16 protein-coding genes are annotated in these 16781 nt (G+C 39.3%); 10 read left to right on the top strand and 6 right to left on the bottom strand.

Annotated elements, in window-relative coordinates:
* Nucleotides 1-48: 48 nt before the first annotated feature.
* Both ATS74_RS02005 and ATS74_RS02000 read right to left on the bottom strand, forming a co-directional pair.
* Nucleotides 49-360, bottom strand: a complete 312-nt coding sequence (locus ATS74_RS02005) for a BolA family protein (protein WP_058547261.1) — start codon at nucleotides 358-360, stop codon at nucleotides 49-51.
* A gap of 54 nt (nucleotides 361-414) precedes the next feature.
* Nucleotides 415-1026: an alpha-ketoglutarate-dependent dioxygenase AlkB family protein gene (locus ATS74_RS02000; protein WP_058547260.1), complete on the bottom strand. Its 612-nt coding sequence runs from the start codon at nucleotides 1024-1026 to the stop codon at nucleotides 415-417.
* Nucleotides 1027-1068: 42 nt separating this feature from the next.
* On the opposite strand from ATS74_RS02000, the gene ATS74_RS01995 reads away from it, so the two are divergent.
* Genes ATS74_RS01995 through ATS74_RS01980 form a run of 4 tightly spaced genes read left to right on the top strand, consistent with a single transcriptional unit; the run spans nucleotide 1069 to nucleotide 4810 of the window.
* Nucleotides 1069-2211, top strand: a complete 1143-nt coding sequence (locus ATS74_RS01995; RefSeq protein ID WP_058547259.1) for a methyltransferase — start codon at nucleotides 1069-1071, stop codon at nucleotides 2209-2211.
* On the top strand, nucleotides 2212-2772 hold the full coding sequence (locus ATS74_RS01990; RefSeq protein ID WP_058547258.1) for a YajG family lipoprotein: 561 nt from the start codon (nucleotides 2212-2214) through the stop codon (nucleotides 2770-2772). It begins immediately after the preceding gene.
* Nucleotides 2773-2774: 2 nt separating this feature from the next.
* On the top strand, nucleotides 2775-3395 hold the full coding sequence (locus ATS74_RS01985; RefSeq protein WP_058547257.1) for a peptidylprolyl isomerase: 621 nt from the start codon (nucleotides 2775-2777) through the stop codon (nucleotides 3393-3395).
* A 35-nt stretch (nucleotides 3396-3430) separates the two neighbouring features.
* Complete coding sequence (locus tag ATS74_RS01980) at nucleotides 3431-4810, top strand: AmpG family muropeptide MFS transporter (protein WP_058547524.1); 1380 nt, start codon at nucleotides 3431-3433, stop codon at nucleotides 4808-4810.
* Nucleotides 4811-4880: 70 nt separating this feature from the next.
* Here the strand turns inward: ATS74_RS01980 and ATS74_RS01975 are convergent, their stop codons facing one another.
* Nucleotides 4881-5120 carry a helix-turn-helix domain-containing protein gene (locus tag ATS74_RS01975; protein WP_007584874.1) on the bottom strand — a complete coding sequence of 80 codons (240 nt, stop codon included), beginning with the start codon at nucleotides 5118-5120 and terminating at the stop codon, nucleotides 4881-4883.
* 439 nt (nucleotides 5121-5559) lie between these two features.
* Between ATS74_RS01975 and ATS74_RS20065 the strand changes: the two genes are divergently transcribed.
* Nucleotides 5560-5748: a hypothetical protein gene (locus ATS74_RS20065; RefSeq protein WP_058547256.1), complete on the top strand. Its 189-nt coding sequence runs from the start codon at nucleotides 5560-5562 to the stop codon at nucleotides 5746-5748.
* 47 nt (nucleotides 5749-5795) lie between these two features.
* On the opposite strand, the gene erpA is transcribed toward ATS74_RS20065, so the two are convergent.
* The gene (erpA, locus tag ATS74_RS01965; RefSeq protein ID WP_008169708.1) at nucleotides 5796-6134 is read right to left on the bottom strand and encodes an iron-sulfur cluster insertion protein ErpA; all 339 of its coding nucleotides are present in this window, start codon (nucleotides 6132-6134) and stop codon (nucleotides 5796-5798) included.
* 265 nt (nucleotides 6135-6399) lie between these two features.
* On the opposite strand from erpA, the gene ATS74_RS01960 reads away from it, so the two are divergent.
* The 5 genes from ATS74_RS01960 (at nucleotide 6400) to ATS74_RS01940 (ending at nucleotide 12989) form a co-directional block, all read left to right on the top strand.
* Nucleotides 6400-8082 carry a chloride channel protein gene (locus tag ATS74_RS01960; protein WP_058547255.1) on the top strand — a complete coding sequence of 561 codons (1683 nt, stop codon included), beginning with the start codon at nucleotides 6400-6402 and terminating at the stop codon, nucleotides 8080-8082.
* 15 nt (nucleotides 8083-8097) lie between these two features.
* Entirely contained in the window at nucleotides 8098-8532 is a 435-nt protein-coding gene (locus tag ATS74_RS01955; protein WP_058547254.1) for a CopD family protein, read from the top strand.
* A gap of 116 nt (nucleotides 8533-8648) precedes the next feature.
* Nucleotides 8649-9665 (top strand): aspartate carbamoyltransferase, encoded by a 1017-nt coding sequence (locus tag ATS74_RS01950; protein ID WP_058547253.1) that lies wholly within the window; start codon nucleotides 8649-8651, stop codon nucleotides 9663-9665.
* Between the two features lie 35 nt (nucleotides 9666-9700).
* Nucleotides 9701-10981, top strand: a complete 1281-nt coding sequence (gene hemL / locus ATS74_RS01945) for a glutamate-1-semialdehyde 2,1-aminomutase (protein WP_058547252.1) — start codon at nucleotides 9701-9703, stop codon at nucleotides 10979-10981.
* Between the two features lie 166 nt (nucleotides 10982-11147).
* Nucleotides 11148-12989, top strand: a complete 1842-nt coding sequence (locus ATS74_RS01940; protein WP_058547251.1) for a methyl-accepting chemotaxis protein — start codon at nucleotides 11148-11150, stop codon at nucleotides 12987-12989.
* Between the two features lie 65 nt (nucleotides 12990-13054).
* Here ATS74_RS01940 and mrcB read toward each other — a convergent pair whose 3' ends face one another.
* Both mrcB and ATS74_RS01930 read right to left on the bottom strand, forming a co-directional pair.
* On the bottom strand, nucleotides 13055-15397 hold the full coding sequence (gene mrcB, locus ATS74_RS01935) for a penicillin-binding protein 1B (protein WP_058547250.1): 2343 nt from the start codon (nucleotides 15395-15397) through the stop codon (nucleotides 13055-13057).
* A gap of 152 nt (nucleotides 15398-15549) precedes the next feature.
* Nucleotides 15550-16779: an ammonium transporter gene (locus ATS74_RS01930; RefSeq protein ID WP_058547249.1), complete on the bottom strand. Its 1230-nt coding sequence runs from the start codon at nucleotides 16777-16779 to the stop codon at nucleotides 15550-15552.
* Nucleotides 16780-16781 lie beyond the last annotated feature (2 nt).

Here is a 16781-nt window from a genome sequence, read left to right as displayed (position 1 = left end):
TAAATACCGACCAAAGACCCTATTTATTATAATTAATTTACATTTTTCTTAGTCAAGCTTTGAGCCGCCTAAACAATTAGGAGAGTCAGGGGCTTCGCCGCCGTGCTCTGTAAATTCATCAGGTGTGTAGGTATGAATAGCGAGTGCATGTATATGATTCGCTAATTCATCTTTTAATATTTCATTAATTTGGCGATGGCGTTGTAACAAACGCTTACCTGCAAAATCTTCACTCACTACTATTACTTTAAAGTGTGATTCAGTACCTTTGCTGTGCATATGGCTTTCGTTTATTACATTTAAATGCTTACACGCGATAGCACTGCTGATTTTTTCTTGAATTTGTTGCTGCATAGACATAAAAGACCATTTTATATAGCTAGTTTATTAACTCACTATAACAACTTAATTTAGCTAACTAAATTGCTTTTGCTTAATGTGCTCAATAAATCGATAAGTTAAACTAATTCGTGGATGTGCAAGTGTTGTTTGCTTTGGTATCGCGTGTTGATAATCGCGCTGACTATGTCCACTCATCACTAAGCAACTGCCACTATGAAGCTTTAAATCGGTCACTTTATTAGTCGCTTTTTGTTTGAGCTTTAATATTCGCTCAGCACCAAGCGATATACAAACAATAGTAGGCTCTGAGCCAAGTTCTATTTCGTCATCGCTATGCCAGCCCATTGTATCGTTTCCATCTCTGTAATAATTAACTAATAACGAGTTAAGTGGCTTATTTAAATGACGCTCTAGGCGTTTGCGCATATTTAAAAGTATGTCATTCCATGGTTCTACTATTTGTTTACTATGCGAATAGCCGTATTCAATATTTAAATCGCTCATAAAACATTGCAACCGAGGGATAGGCCCTGTTTTACCGTAAACAGTTACATTCGGTTGCTGCCAGTGTAAATTTTTTTGAAGATAATAAAACAGATCGAGGCTTTTTTGTTCACTAAGTGCCCTACTTTGATAAGAAAAGCCATTTGGTAACTGTTGGGGGTTGGCGTTTTGCCGTTGCATGTTAGAATTTACCTACATTAGATTACTGATCAACAAACCATTATGACGACGCAAGCCCAGCTAGGCGATAAAACCTTTACTCTTGAACGCTTCCCTTTGGATCAAAAAAACCGCAGTTTACAAGCGTGGGATTCTGCCGATGAGTACCTTATCAATTATGTTAACGAACATCACCCTGAATGTCGCTCTTTGCTTATTTTGAATGATAGCTTTGGCGCGCTTGCTTGTTATTTTAATCAATTAACGGTTTGTTCAGTTAACGATTCTTATATTAGCCACCAAGCTGCGGCTTACAATTTAAAAGAAAACAAACTATCTACAGCAGAATTTACACAGCTTGATAGCTTGTCTGCTTTGCCAGAAGGTGTTGATTTAGTACTTATTAAAATTCCTCGTAATGTTGGATTTTTACAGTTTCAGCTTAGTGAATTAAGCGAAGTGCTAACGCCAGGTACACCTGTTATTGCTGCAGGTAAAACAAAAGAAATTCATAATTCAACAATAAAGGCTTTTGAGCAATATATTGGTGAAACGAAAACAAGTTTGGCGGTTAAAAAGTCACGCCTAATCTTAAGCACTGCTAAAGGTGGTTATAAAGCGGCTGATTTCCCTGTAACGTGGGAACTTGAAGGCACAGAATTTAATATAACGAACCATGCCAATGTGTTTTCGCGTGATTCGTTAGATATAGGTGCGCGATTCTTTTTTAATTATTTGCCACAAACCCCCAAAGCTAAAAGCATTATTGACTTAGGCTGTGGTAATGGTGTGGTTGGTTTAATGACACTATCTCGTTGCCCTAACGCATCGGTTACGTTTGTTGATGAGTCATACATGGCTGTGGAATCTGCAAGGTTAAATGTAGAGCTTAACCAAGGTGATAAATTTGATAACTGCGAATTTATTGAAAATGACTGTTTAACCGGTTTTGAAAGAGACAGTGTGGATATGGTTTTATGTAATCCTCCATTTCATCAAGCTCAAGCTGTTACCGATCACATAGCTTGGCAAATGTTTAAACAAGCAAAAGACACGCTAAAAGAAGGTGGTGAGCTGCGTATTATTGGTAATCGTCATTTAGATTATCATGACAAGTTAAACCGCATGTTTGGTAACTGTAAGTTATTAGGTTCAAACAAAAAGTTTGTCGTTTTAAGTGCAACTAAAAATAGTGGAATGCTATAAATGAAATTAACACACACTATAGTCACGTGCTGCGCACTACTTATACTTGCCGGTTGCGCAAAGCAACCAGGCCAAGTAATACTTAACCCTGTGTATAAAAATGGCCAAATTAGTACTATAGATAGCAGCTTAAGTACTAGTGTAATTGATTTACGTGGCGATACATCAACACTTAAACTCATTGAATCTGACAAAACTAAAACCTTTGCAAGCCAAGGTTTAACTGACTCAGTTAAAAGTGTTTTAGATAGCGCCCTTAATCGAAACGGTGCAAGTATATCTAACTTAGCCACAGTGCGCTTTGAAGTCGACATTCATGCGCTGCAAGCCGTTGTAACTGAAAAATTAATGAGCCATACCAGTGAAGCGACTATAGAGCTTGGTGTACGTGTGATCCGCTCTACTAGCAATTTTAGTAAGGTATATCGAGGAAGTGCAAACCTTGAAGGCCCACTTAGTCACGAGCGTGCAAAAATTGAAGGTCAGCTCAATAAGTTGACTGAACAGATTATTACCCGCATTGTATCTGACCCTGAATTAATAGAATTTTTAGAAGGTTAACTATGAAACGACTTTTTTTAATCTGCTTAAGCCTATTTGTAAGTGTAAGTAGCTATGCAGCCCAAGAAGGCCGCTTTGTGCAAAAAGATAACATTTTTCCGCGCGTTGAAATTGTCACTTCAATGGGCAGCATAGTGGTTGAACTTGATCGCTCTAGAGCACCTATTACGGTAAATAACTTTTTAACGTACGTATCTGATAAAAGCTACCAAGGGAGTGTTTTTCATCGTATAGAGCGCGATGTAGAAAACGACCGTGACTTTGTTATTCAAGGTGGTGGCTATGACAAAGATTACGACGGTCTTCACGAAAACGACCCTATATTTAACGAAAGCGGTAACGGCATGAAAAACGATATGTATAGCATTGCTATGGCGTATCAAGATCGCGAACCTCACTCAGGCACTCGTCAGTTCTTTTTTAACATGGACAATAACGATCACTTAAACCCTGGCAAAGATTGGGGTTTTGCAGTTTTTGGTAATGTTATGGAAGGCTACGAAACTCTTGATAAAATTATGGCAGTTGAAACTGATTTTAATGAAAAAATTGGTTACGATTTTGTGCCTAAAAAACCTGTTGTTATTTTAAATATTAAAGTGCTTGAGCAAGTACCATTATAATTAATGAGGTGCAGCCAACCGCCAATGAAGGCCTTATGAGCAAATCTCTCTCTGTTAGCGAATACTTTTCTTATTTTAAAGATAAGCGCTTAATCAATATTTTTATATTTGGTATGAGTAGTGGTTTCCCGTGGGTTTTAATTGGCTCTGTTATGTCGGCGTGGCTAAAAGATGAAGGCTTGAGCCGCAGTATGATTGGCCTATTTGGTATTGTTTTTGGCGCTTACAGCATCAACTTTTTATGGTCACCTCTAATAGACCGCTCAAAACTCCCCTTTTTATATAAATGGTTAGGTCAAAGGCGCAGTTGGATTCTATTTTGCCAAAGCTTTATGTTCATTGGCACGGTGATGTTAGCTGGCCTTGATTTAAAAGCTAATTTAGCAATTGCGGCGGGCATATGTTTACTAATCGCAGTAGCCTCAGCGACCCAAGACATCGCCATTGATGCATTTAGAATAGATACCCTAAACGAAAACGAATCGCACAAAGCCACTGCTGCTGCAGCCATGGCTACATCGGGTTGGTGGACAGGCTACGCGTTATTAGGTGCCATTCCTTTTTATATGGCCGATATTCCCTCTTTAGATTGGCCACAAGTGTATTATTTTTTAGCAGTTGTAATGTTGCTACTAATGAGCGGGGTGCTATTTGCTAAAGAGCCAAAATCAAACCGAGAAGCCGTTCATGCAGAGCTTGAACGTGTATACATAGAAAAACTCGCCAATATAAAACAAACACCTTTTACCAAAGTTATTGCTTGGCTTGGCGTAACAGTAATAGACCCATTTAAAACCTTTTTTGCTAAAAATGGGGTTAAAACAGCCCTCGCGCTACTGGCGTTTATATTCTTATTTAAAATTGGCGAAGCGTTCTTAGGGCGCATGTCTATTGTTTTTTATAAAGAAATAGGCTTTAGCAATAGTGATATAGCTACTTTTTCGAAAGTAGGCACGGCAGTTTTAACCATCGCCTTTACGTTTGTAGGCAGCTTGTTTAATCAAAAATATGGCATTGTTAAGGGGCTATTTATAAGTGGCATTGCTATGGCGGCCTCTAATTTAGCATTTTCAGCTATTGCGCTTGTAGGGCCAAATCTAGGACTATATGCATTTGCTATAGTGATTGACGGTTTTACGCAGGCTTGGTCACTAGTTGCTATGGTCGCGTTTATATCAATGCTGTGCGATCGTGCTTTTAGTGCAACACACTATGCATTATTAGCTTCACTTGGTAATTTAGGCCGCACGCTGCTTTCTAGTTACAGTGGTGTGGTTATTGATGATTGGCTATTAGGAAATTGGGCGCTGTTTTTTGTTTTAACAGCTTTAATGGTTATACCGTCGTTGATATTTTTATATCTTATTAGGCATAAATTGTACGAGCTTGAGAAGAATTATCATAAAAATATTTAATGCATCCCTGCATTAACATATTGCTTAGCACTTTCAAGTGCCCCTTAAAGTGTACTAAGCAATGATTCAGTTAATCTACTTTTAATAAGCTTAAAGCTTCATGTGGATCAACTTCTAAGGCAGTACAATAGCGAACAAACTCAATAACATCTAAACGGCGCTCTTGGTTTTCAATTTTGCCGATAAACGAGTGAGGCGTTCCAAGCACTTGCGCTAGGCTTCGCATTGTATGACCTTTTTCGTGGCGCTTACTTTTAAGCCACTTTGTTAGCTTTGCATTTTCTTCAGAAGAAACTGTTTTGCCCATCATTTTACATCTCCTACTAGATGATTTGACTTACCCGTTAAAGCAGTAGTCTATCAATAGCTGTAGGCAAGTAAGCAGCCGCACTTATTTTTACTTCAATAGCAAGCTATCGCTTTATAAAGCACTTGTTGCTACTCCCACCCACATAGCTAAAAACACTACGCTACAAACGTGGTACATATTTTTATTAGGAATGAAATTTTGCCCGTCTCATTCTTGGATACATTATATACTATTAACACTTTGGTTAAATAACTAATTACATACTCGGTACAGATTTAACCACTAACCAATATTTATAAACGCTGAATATTAACTCTAAGTATGCAAAAATATTAATAAATTTACTTTTTATATTAAAAAAATAAAAATATTTTTTATAACAATTTTATCGTTACATGTTTATGATTAAGCAATAATTAGCGTTAATAAAGGTTAAATAATGTTCAGACTTTTGTTTTTATTACCTATTGTACTGTGTTTAGGATGGTACTTTTTCCTACGACAAAACGGCGTACCTATTAAACAAGGTAAAAAAGGGTTCATGTATATATTAGGTTTTTCGGCTTTTGTACTGGCTTTTTTTATATTCATAATGCAAATCACCGAATACAGCCCGAGTGAATTGTAGGCATTAAAAAAGCCGCAAATGCGGCTTTAATATAAGCGTGTAGTTAATTAAACGCTAAAGCTTGCACCACAACCACAGGTTGTTGTTGCATTGGGGTTAGATACAAAAAAGCGTGCGCCTTCTAACCCTTCAGTGTAATCAACTTCACCATCTACTAAGTACTGTATACTCATAGGGTCAATAACCAGCGTTACACCATTTTTAACAATTTCTAAATCGCCAGGGTTCGCTTTTTCATCAAAGGTAAAACCATATTGAAAACCTGAACAACCACCACCTGTTACATAAACACGTAGTTTTAGCTCTGGATTTTCTTCTTCGTCGATTAACTGTTTTACACGTACAGCAGCTGCATCGCTGAACTTAATTGGTAATTCTTCAGACATTTTAAAACCCTCAATATCGCAATGGCGTGATTATCTAATACCCGAGTGTTTTAATCAAGTATAGTAAAACAACTCTTTCATCTAAGTTATACAGTTTAACAAGCTAAATTTTTTGTATATTTCGAAACTATTTTGCTTTTGCTAAGTGTAAGACCATACACAGTAATGATTGTTAATATAAGTTACAAAAATTTCAAAATCACAAGGACTTAGCTGAACTCTTTTGCTAAAATGTTCGCTGAAAAAATGTGGCGGAGAATACAGCATGTGGCTTGAGCGGCTCAGGCGTCGATTAGCAAAACCAAAAACATCCGTACAATTATGCCTATTAGGCGTAAGTGCCGGATTAATTGCTGCATTTTTTATCATTTTATTTCGCTTAACTATTCTGTTTTTTCAAAGCTTATTTTTAGAAACCCCAGACAACTTTACAACCTTACCTACGCTTGAACGTGTATTAATGCCTTTAATTGCAGCGCTACTTATTGCTATATTTGCAGCACTTACAGGTTTTAAGCATTACCGTTTAGGTATTCCGTTTGTTATTCACCGTATTAAACGTCACTACGGGCAAATGCCGCTATACAACACGGTAAACCAATTTGTTGGTGGCGCGCTTGCACTTATTAGTGGTTTTTCAGTGGGCCGCGAAGGCCCCTCTGTACACATGGGTGCTACTGGCGCGAGCATATTGGCCGATAAACTTCATTTACCGCATAACGCCATGCGCACTTTAAGTGGCTGTGGTGTTGCAGCAGGAATAGCAGCTTCATTTAATACTCCCCTTGCAGCCGTTATTTTTGTTATGGAGGTAGTACTTCGTGAATATAAGGTGCATATATTCGTACCTATTATGTTAGCAGCCGTAACAGGCGCACTAGCTACACAGTTTGTGTTTGGCGAAGGCTCAGAGCTTGCGCTTATTACAATAGCACCGCTAAGTGGCTGGCATTATCCATACTTAATTTTATGCGGAATGGCCCTAGGTGCTATTGCGTTTAGCTTTAATCAAAATTTAATGTTAATTATTAAAACATTTAAACCTTTAAGCATGTTCCCTCGTTTATTAATTGCAGGTTGCATTGCGAGCTTAATAGCATACGCAGTACCTCACGCTATGGGCTCTGGTATGAGTGCAATTACCATTGCAGTTGAATCTCCTGATAACGTAAAGCTGCTAACGACTATTTTAATCGCTAAATTATTGGCCACACTATTTGCTATTGGCTTGGGTATTCCTGGCGGCTTAATTGGCCCAGTAATTGGGCTTGGGGTACTCATTGGTACACTAATGGCGTTTTTAGCTCAGTATATAAGCCCAGGTACTGATATTGCTGGTACGTATGGTGTTTTAGGTATGGCTGGTTTATTAGCCGCGACACTGCACGCTCCCCTTGCGGCTTTAACGACAGTAATGGAACTTACCTCTTCGCCTGAAATAATAGTCCCAGCAATGATAGTGATTACGACTGCTTATGTAACTGCCCTGCAATTTTTTGGTAATCGCTCTATATTTTTACAGCAATTGGATTTTCAGGGATTGCCCTATCATGTATCCCCAGCTACTGAAGCACTTCAAAAAGTAGGCATAATGGATGATATGGATGAAGACTTTAAGCTGCTGTACTCAGACGATAAAGAACAGATAAAAAACACTCTAGATGCTATGGACAGCCAAACACCACTAATAGTGTTTGACGAAGAAAATGGCTACCGACTTGCTGAGTATGATTTAACGCTTATGTCTGACCAAACCATAAATATTAACTACATTAGCCTGCAAGGTATAAGTAGCCAAGCAACCCTAGCTGATGCCTTTGATATTTTAAAAGACAAGCGTAGCGGTGCACTTTACGTCTACAACTTATTAGATAACCAACAAATCATGGGCTTATTACGCTGGGATCAAATAAATAATATTTTAACCATTCGTAACAGCTTACTTTAAACAGTTAGGAATTTTATGAGCGCTTTATTAATTTATAAAACACTGCACATTTTTTTTATGATTGCCTGGTTTGCCGGTATTTTTTATTTACCACGGCTATTTGTGTACCACGCAATGAGCGAAGAAAAAGCCTGTAACTCTATGCTTAAAGTGATGGAGCGTCGGTTACTCTTTTTTGTAACGCCATTTGCCATTTTAACGGCCGTTTTTGGTGTGCTCACCATTGTAGAATATGGCCGAGAATGGTTTAGATACAGCATGTGGCTGCACTATAAACTAGTCCTCGTTATCATTTTATATATTTATCATGGTTACTGTTTTAAATTACTAAGCGACTTTAAACACGATAGAAATACTAAAACAGATCGGTTTTATCGTATTTTTAACGAGCTCCCGGTTATCGCGCTACTTATTATTGTTGCTCTTGCCGTAATAAAACCTAATTTATAAGCGTTTCGGTGCATGGTAAACTGCGCCGCAATTTACAATATTTGTTATAACACGCGCGATTGCGTGCCCCATTTTTTTGGATTATCGCGCCCTTTTGATTGATTAGGAATAACCCCATGTTAAGTTTCCAAGGTGAGCATATACTGTCGGTAAATCAACTAGACAGAGACTGCATTGAACGTATTTTTGCAGTAGCAAAAAAAATGGAGCCTTATGCTAAAAAGCAAAAGCAAACAACAGTGCTTGAAGGCGCTATTTTAGCGAATTTGTTTTTTGAACCAAGCACGCGAACACGCGTAAGTTTCGGCACCGCCTTTAATTTACTTGGTGGTGGTGTACGCGAAACAACCGGCATGCAAAGCTCTGCACTTGCAAAAGGTGAATCGCTTTACGACACAGCTCGCGTTATTTCAGCATACGCTGATGCCGTCGCTATGCGCCACCCTGATGCAGGCTCTGTTAGCGAGTTTGCAGACGGTTGTACCGTACCAGTAATTAATGGTGGTGATGGTCCTAACGAGCACCCTACTCAAGCTTTGCTCGACTTACTAACTATTGAGCGTGAGCTAAATCGCTTTGATCAAAATATTGATGGCATGCATATAGCCCTTGTGGGCGATTTAAAATATGGCCGTACAGTGCATTCATTATCAAAACTATTGTGCCATTACAAAAACGTAAAGTTTTCGATGGTAGCGCCAGACGGCTTGCAAATGCCAACGAGTATTTTAGATGCCGTAGAAAATGCAGGCCACAAAATTGAGCTAGTAAACAAAATGGAAGGCAATCTAGCAGCCGATATCGTTTACCAAACACGTATTCAAGAAGAGCGTTTTCCTTCACAAGAGGAGGCAAATAAATACCGTGGTGGTTTTAGAATAAGCCAATCTATTTATAATTCGCACTGTAAGCCAAACTCTGTACTGATGCATCCGCTGCCACGTGATAGCCGTTTAGAAGCTAACGAGCTTGATAACGACTTAAATAGTAACGACAATTTAGCAATATTCCGCCAAGTACAAAATGGCGTATTAATTCGTATGGCACTGTTTGCTTTAACACTCGGCGTAGAAAACAAAGTCGAGCAATATGAAGTAGACGTACCTTGGTTTAGCCGCAAACGCGACAGCTAAACACTTTTACCAAGCGACAATTTATAGGATTTTTCATGACAATTAGCCAAGATTTATTTAATCGTGCACAAACTTCAATTCCTGGTGGCGTAAATTCACCTGTACGTGCATTTAACGGTGTAGGCGGCACGCCACTATTTATCACTAAAGCCGAAGGTGCCTTTACTTTTGATGCCGATGGTAACCGTTATATCGATTATGTAGGTTCGTGGGGCCCAATGATCATGGGTCATAACCACCCAGCTATAAAACAAGCTGTACACGAAGCTGTAGAAAACGGCTTAAGCTACGGTGCACCTACCGAAGCTGAAATTTTAATGGCTGAAAAAGTAAAAGAGCTTGTCCCATCAATCGAAAAAGTACGTATGGTAAGTTCGGGTACCGAAGCCACTATGAGCGCAATTCGTTTAGCGCGTGGTTTTACTAATCGTGACAAAATCCTAAAATTTGAAGGTTGTTACCACGGCCATGCTGACTCATTATTAGTAAAAGCGGGCTCAGGTGCTTTAACAATGGGCGTGCCAAATTCACCAGGTATTCCTGAAGACTTTGCTAAGCACACGCTAACAGTATCGTTTAATAACCTTGATGAAGTAAAAGCTATTTTTGAGAAATACGCAGACGAAATTGCCTGTATTATTGTTGAGCCAGTAGCGGGCAACATGAACTGTATTCCACCTGTTGAGGGTTTTTTAGAAGGCCTACGCGCAGTATGTGATGAATACAAGTCAGTGCTTATTTTTGACGAAGTAATGACGGGCTTTCGTGTTGCATTAGGTGGCGCACAAGCGTATTACAACATAAAACCTGACTTAACATGTTTAGGTAAAGTCATTGGCGGCGGCATGCCTGTTGGCGCATTTGGCGGTAAAACCGAAATAATGGATTACATTGCGCCGGTAGGCCCTGTTTACCAGGCGGGTACTCTTTCTGGTAATCCTATCGCAATGGCTGCTGGTTTAAAATCACTTGAGCTATTAAGTGAGCCTGGCTTACACGATAAGCTTGAAGCAATTTCTAAAGCAATTTGTGAAGGCTTTGAAGCAGGGGCTAAAAAAGCGGGTATTCCATTAACAACTAACTATGCTGGCGGCATGTATGGCTTTTTCTTCACTGATGCTGAAAAAGTGACAACTTACCAGCAAGCAACAGAATGTGATTTAGAACGATTTAAGCGCTTTTTCCACTTAATGCTTGAAGAAGGTGTTTACCTAGCACCTTCTGCATTTGAAGCAGGCTTTGTGTGTGCAGCGCATACAGAGCAAGAAGTACAAGCAACCATTGAAGCAGCTGAACGCTCATTTGCTAAACTTTAGGATAATATAAATATTAAACGCTTGTTTTACCTATAATATTAAGACTAAAGATTGAAAAAAGCCCGAAAGGGCTTTTTTTATTTGTAAAGTAATATAAATGAATGATAATTAAACGTAACAAGGTCTATATATCTTCATCCCCCTTTACAAAAAATAAGAGAGTCTTATGTCAGGATTACGCCAATTTGCCTCCGCTGCAATTCAGCTTATGGCAAATTTAAAATATAAAACAAAAATAAGCCTGATGTTTGGAATACTATTACTACCTCTTGCCTTAAGCCTATTTTTTTTAGTGTCGTTATTAAGTGAAAGTATTGCCGTTTCAAAAATGCAGCAACAAGGCTTAAAAGGCTACAGAGCAATACTTTCAAACCAGATGCAAGCCGATACCATTAAAAATATTAAAGTAGCGCGCGCCCTAGGCTTTAACATAAATGACGACCAAGCTGATGAAGTACTTGCACTTGTATCTATTCAATCTAACTTAGCGCTTGATAACCAACTTGCAAGTGCATATGTAAATCGCTCCTTAGTAACACCAATTCCTGCACTTATAATGCAAATAAATGCGACAGCAAAAAGTGCAAATACGGTATTGGCAAGTAATCGCTTTACGCCAGATACGTTTATCGCCCTTTCTAATTTAAGTAAATCTTTACCTTTATACGAGCTGCAGCTTGATAAAATATTGAGTGTGGCAACGAATGCAGATAAATCGGTTAATAAAGCACTAACGCCCTCACTCACTAATTTACACAGTGCAGTTGAGGCATTCAAAACAGCTATTGATAAAAAACTACTTGAGCCTGACGATATACTGCTAACGCAAGCCGAATTCACTCAATTAACAAACCAAGTGCACAACAGTATTAGCAAACTTGTTGATAAAAGTATTCCTACCCTTGAAACCCTTATTGAAAATAAACTTCAAACACAACAATGGATCAGAAACCTTGTACTAGCAGCATCTGTCGTAAGTTTACTCTTTGCGTTTTACTTGATGATAGGTTTTTACTTTGCAGTGGTCGATACCATTAATCGCTTTGCCGAAGCTGCTCAAAGAGCAGCAAATGGCGACTTAAATGCTGTTATCAACTCAAGTACTAATGATGAAATGGATATTATCGCAGCACGATATAATGCACTCCTTAATGCCTTTTCAAAACTTTTAGAGAATGTAAAAGCAAGTACTGTGGAACTATGTGGCGCCACTAAATCGCTTTCTCAGGCAAGTAGCCAAACGAGTAACGATGTTGAAAAGCAGCAAGTACGCGTAAACGCGATTCATGATGCACTGAGTAATATGGAGCAAAGTGCGCTAAGTGTTGAAGACTCTGCTAATCAAGCAATGTTAACAGCACAAGATGCAGCGCAGCATGTAAAGCAAGGCTCTAACAACACCATGGAACTTGCCAAATACATGCAAGACCTTCAAGTTGAGTTTACCGAAAGCCAACAAGCCTTAGATAGACTCGCTCAAGATAGCCAAGAAATTAGTAAAGTAAGTAAAGGCATTAGCGAAATAGCCGATCAAACTAATTTATTAGCCCTAAACGCAGCAATAGAGGCCGCACGAGCCGGTGAACATGGCCGTGGTTTTGCCGTGGTAGCTGATGAAGTAAGAACCCTTGCACAGCGTACACAAACCCAAACGCAAGAAATTCACCAAATTATTAGCTCACTCCAACAAGCTTCTGACGATACACAACAAAAAATGCGCTCAAGTGTCCAGAAGATGGAGCAATCGGTAAAAGCCGCCACCGAAACAAACGATGTTTTACAAAGTGCAGAGCAAAGCATGGGCGATATAAAACACCAAGGCGAGGAAATAGCGCTTCGCGTTAAAGAGCAATCTAACGCAACCACACAAGCATTAAGCGATTCGCAAGAAGTAAGTAACTTAGCAGATCAAACTCTTCTCTCTGCGCAATCTACACTGCAAGACGCACAGCAACTCAGTCAGCTATCTGATGACTTAACTAAATCAATGCAGTTTTTTAAATCTTAATCTAATTAGTACCCCATAAAAAAGCCGCTAAACAGCGGCTTTAATATTTTATATAGCTTTATAAGCTAGCGTATACATTGCGGTCTTGGTTCAAACTCACTGGCTCTCAGTGGTAACTGAATGACCTTGCCACACCCTGGAGGGGCTTGCTTAGCGGTTTGTTCGTTCACAAATGCCCAGCGTATTGAAGGTGGGCGTGTATCTGCTATTGCTTGCGGGTTAAGAGGTTTTAAATAACGAATATACGCTTCTAGTGCCCCTACACTGCCTGTTAAACCAGTGCTCTTGTTATCATCTCGGCCTAGCCACGCTACCGTAACTGTATTTTGATCAAACCCTGCAAACCAGCTATCACGTAAATCATTACTGGTGCCAGTTTTTCCTGCTAACTGGATTGATGGAAAGTGTAAATTTAAGCGTTTTGCAGTGCCGTCTTTAGTTACTCGCTTCATCGCATATTTAGTCATATACATTGCTGCAGTGTCAAAACGAGGCTCGGCTTTTACCTCATGCTTATAAAGTACTTTACCCACTGAGTCAGTTAAGGCTGAAATTGCAGTAAGCTCTTTGTACTTACCATCACCAGCTATTGTTGTATAAAGCTGAGCCACTTCAAAGCTCGACATTTCTAAAGCGCCTAGTAATAACGATGGGTACTCGCCAATTCTCCCTTTTGCACCAAGGTCTCTTAGGGTATTTGCTACCTTATCAACCCCAACATCAAGACCTAAATTAACAGCAGGAATATTTATACTTTTACTAAATGCTTTATAGAGCGGCATTGCGCCACGATATTGGTGATCAAAGTTCTCTGGTTGCCATATTTTACCTTGCTCATTAGTTACTTGTACTGGGGAGTCATCCAGCAAAGTTGCTAAATTATAATGCGGTAGCTGTAATGCCGTTAAATAAACGGCAGGTTTAACCAATGAACCTATATTACGCTTAGTATCTAATACTCGGTTAAAGCCTGAGTAACGTACATCGCGCCCTGCAACTAAAGCCGATACACCGCCTTTTTCGACGTTTACTGAAATCATCGCCGCTTCAAGCTCTTTTGTATTTGGGCGTTTTTCTAAATACGGCAAACTTTTTTGAATCGATTCTTCCATTGCAGTTTGCTTTTGCAAGTCAAAATAAGTAAACACACGTACACCCGCGTCAAGAGTTTGCTGATCAGGCAATAGCTTGTTGAGCTCTCTGTTAACGAGTTCTAAATAACCAGGGTAAGATTTTTGTAAGCTTGCTTTCATCGGCGCAATATCAATTGGGCGTTTAAGCGATGCACGGTACTCTTTAGTACTTAAAAGCTTGTTTTCGACCATTAAGCGCAGTACTAAATCGCGGCGCTCCATAGTGCGCTCTTTGTAACGACGAGGATTGTAGTAAGACGGCCCTTTAACCATAGCCACCAGCAATGCAATTTGATCGTATTCTAGTTCATCAACTGGTTTTGAAAAATAAAATTCAGACGCAAGGCCCATGCCGTGCACACCTTGGTTATAAGATTGACCTAAATAAACCTCATTTAAGTAAGCTTCTAAAATCTGATCTTTTGAATAACGGTAATCTAAAATAAGCGCTATAAACGCTTCATTTATTTTGCGAACTAAAGAGCGTTCACGCGTAAGATATATATTTTTTGCAAGCTGCTGCGTTAAGGTACTCCCCCCCTGAACGGTGCGCCCTGCTTTAATATTTGAATAGAGCGCGCGCAAAATAGAAAATACCGACACACCATGATGTTGATAAAAATCACGATCCTCTACCACCAGTAGCGTATCTTTCAACATGGATGGGAATTTATCGAGCGGTACAAATTCTCTATCTTGTTTTGAATCATTACCTATACGTGCTATTTGCACAGGCTCTAAGCGAGCACTGTTTAGGCGCCTACCAAATTTATCTTTAATGGTTGCTACTTTTTGCCCTGCAAAACGCAGTTCAATAATATGTGATTCTTCAAGACCATCGTAAAATTCAAAATCACGGCGATAAATTTTTATACTGTCGGCTGTTTTTACATACTGTCCTGTGCGGCTTAGCCTATTAACTGACGAATAATTGAGGCGTTCAAGCTCCCATACAACCTCTTGGCTAGATAAAAACTGCCCTGGGTAAAACTCCATAGACCGAGCGTATACTTGAGCTGGTAACTGCCATTTATTGCCTTCGAATATACGTGTTGTTTTTGAATCTAAATAAATAAAGTACATCGCCATAGCAATAAAAACAGCTAAGCTCAACTTCCAAAAAATAGACCATGTTTTTCTCATAAATGAGCGTTTAACAACAGTGTTTGAAGTTTTTTTAGTCGTTTTTGATTTAGCTTTACGCGGCGAGCTGGTTGCTTTAGATGCACGCTTAGGAGTGGTTTTACTACTGGGTGTTTTTTTGTTATCAGCCATTTAAGTGTAATTTATTCCAAGGTTTATTCACGAGTGTGAGCTTAGCATATTGGGTGTAGCCTAACACCTGAAAAGTTAACCCTTCCTGAAACGAAAAAAAGCCCTACCGAGGTAGGGCTTTGCAGAACACATAATGATATAAATTTTTTGAATTAGTTACTGCGAACAGATACAAATTCTGGGTAAGCATCAACACCACAATCGTGTTGGTCCATACCGCTTAACTCCTCTTCTTCGGTTACGCGGATACCCATAGTTTGCTTTAAAATAGCCCATACAATAAATGAAGCTACAAAAACAAAGGCTAAGATAGTCACTAAACCAATAAGCTGTGTTACAAAGTTAGCATCGCCGTTAGATACAGGTACTAACATAATACCTAGCGCGCCACACACACCGTGTACAGAGATTGCACCCACTGGGTCATCAATTTTAGCTTTATCAAGAGCAACAATGCTAAATACAACCAGTGAACCACCTAAAATACCTAGTAAACAAGCCATTAATGGAGATGGTGAAAGTGGGTCTGCTGTAATAACCACTAAACCTGCTAATGCGCCGTTTAGTACCATAGTTAAATCAGCTTTACCCCATAACACTTTACATACAAACAGTGCAGCAATTGCACCCATTGCAGCAGCAGCGTTAGTATTAAGTAAAATTTGACCTACAGCCGTTGCATTTTCTTTATCTGAAAGAAGTAATTGCGAACCACCGTTAAAACCAAACCAACCCATCCATAAAATAAACGTACCTAATGTAGCAAGTGGTAAGTTAGAACCTGGAATTGGGTAAATTTCACCGTTTTTACCGTATTTACCTTTACGAGCACCTAACAGAATTACACCCGCTAAAGCAGCTGCAGCACCAGCACCATGAACAATTGCAGAGCCTGCAAAGTCAACAAAGCCCATTTCTGATAAGAAACCGCCGCCCCATGTCCAGTAACCTTCCATTGGGTAAATAAAACCAGTTAAAACAACTGCAAATGCTAAGAAAGCAAATAACTTCATACGTTCAGCAACCGCACCCGATACAATCGACATAGCCGTTGCAACAAATACTACTTGGAAGAAAAAGTCAGATTCTAATGAATGGTCAGCATCGGCCGCTTCTGTGCCAATTAATGCGCCTATCGAAGGGATAATGCCGCCTTCGCCGTTGTCTACATACATAATGTTGTAGCCAACTAATAAAAACATGGTACATGCGATAGAGTATAGCGCCACGTTTTTAGTTAAAATTTCAGTGGTGTTTTTAGAGCGGACTAAACCCGCTTCTAACATGGCAAAACCTGCTGCCATCCACATTACTAATATTCCCGATATCAAAAAGTAAAAGGTATCGAGTGAAAATTTGAGTTCTACAATTGTGTTTTCCATTA

It is taken from the genome of Pseudoalteromonas sp. H103, assembly GCF_001469205.1.
GTDB lineage: Bacteria > Pseudomonadota > Gammaproteobacteria > Enterobacterales > Alteromonadaceae > Pseudoalteromonas > Pseudoalteromonas carrageenovora.
This window is presented reverse-complemented; position numbering and strand designations above follow the sequence as displayed.

Coding starts and splice junctions, on each gene's coding strand:
- ATS74_RS02005 (WP_058547261.1), bottom strand. CDS start 360: ATGTCTATGCAGCAACAAATTCAAGAAAAAATCAGCAGTGCTATCGCG.
- ATS74_RS02000 (WP_058547260.1), bottom strand. CDS start 1,026: ATGCAACGGCAAAACGCCAACCCCCAACAGTTACCAAATGGCTTTTCT.
- ATS74_RS01995 (WP_058547259.1), top strand. CDS start 1,069: ATGACGACGCAAGCCCAGCTAGGCGATAAAACCTTTACTCTTGAACGC.
- ATS74_RS01990 (WP_058547258.1), top strand. CDS start 2,212: ATGAAATTAACACACACTATAGTCACGTGCTGCGCACTACTTATACTT.
- ATS74_RS01985 (WP_058547257.1), top strand. CDS start 2,775: ATGAAACGACTTTTTTTAATCTGCTTAAGCCTATTTGTAAGTGTAAGT.
- ATS74_RS01980 (WP_058547524.1), top strand. CDS start 3,431: ATGAGCAAATCTCTCTCTGTTAGCGAATACTTTTCTTATTTTAAAGAT.
- ATS74_RS01975 (WP_007584874.1), bottom strand. CDS start 5,120: ATGATGGGCAAAACAGTTTCTTCTGAAGAAAATGCAAAGCTAACAAAG.
- ATS74_RS20065 (WP_058547256.1), top strand. CDS start 5,560: ATGTTCAGACTTTTGTTTTTATTACCTATTGTACTGTGTTTAGGATGG.
- erpA (WP_008169708.1), bottom strand. CDS start 6,134: ATGTCTGAAGAATTACCAATTAAGTTCAGCGATGCAGCTGCTGTACGT.
- ATS74_RS01960 (WP_058547255.1), top strand. CDS start 6,400: ATGTGGCTTGAGCGGCTCAGGCGTCGATTAGCAAAACCAAAAACATCC.
- ATS74_RS01955 (WP_058547254.1), top strand. CDS start 8,098: ATGAGCGCTTTATTAATTTATAAAACACTGCACATTTTTTTTATGATT.
- ATS74_RS01950 (WP_058547253.1), top strand. CDS start 8,649: ATGTTAAGTTTCCAAGGTGAGCATATACTGTCGGTAAATCAACTAGAC.
- hemL (WP_058547252.1), top strand. CDS start 9,701: ATGACAATTAGCCAAGATTTATTTAATCGTGCACAAACTTCAATTCCT.
- ATS74_RS01940 (WP_058547251.1), top strand. CDS start 11,148: ATGTCAGGATTACGCCAATTTGCCTCCGCTGCAATTCAGCTTATGGCA.
- mrcB (WP_058547250.1), bottom strand. CDS start 15,397: ATGGCTGATAACAAAAAAACACCCAGTAGTAAAACCACTCCTAAGCGT.
- ATS74_RS01930 (WP_058547249.1), bottom strand. CDS start 16,779: ATGGAAAACACAATTGTAGAACTCAAATTTTCACTCGATACCTTTTAC.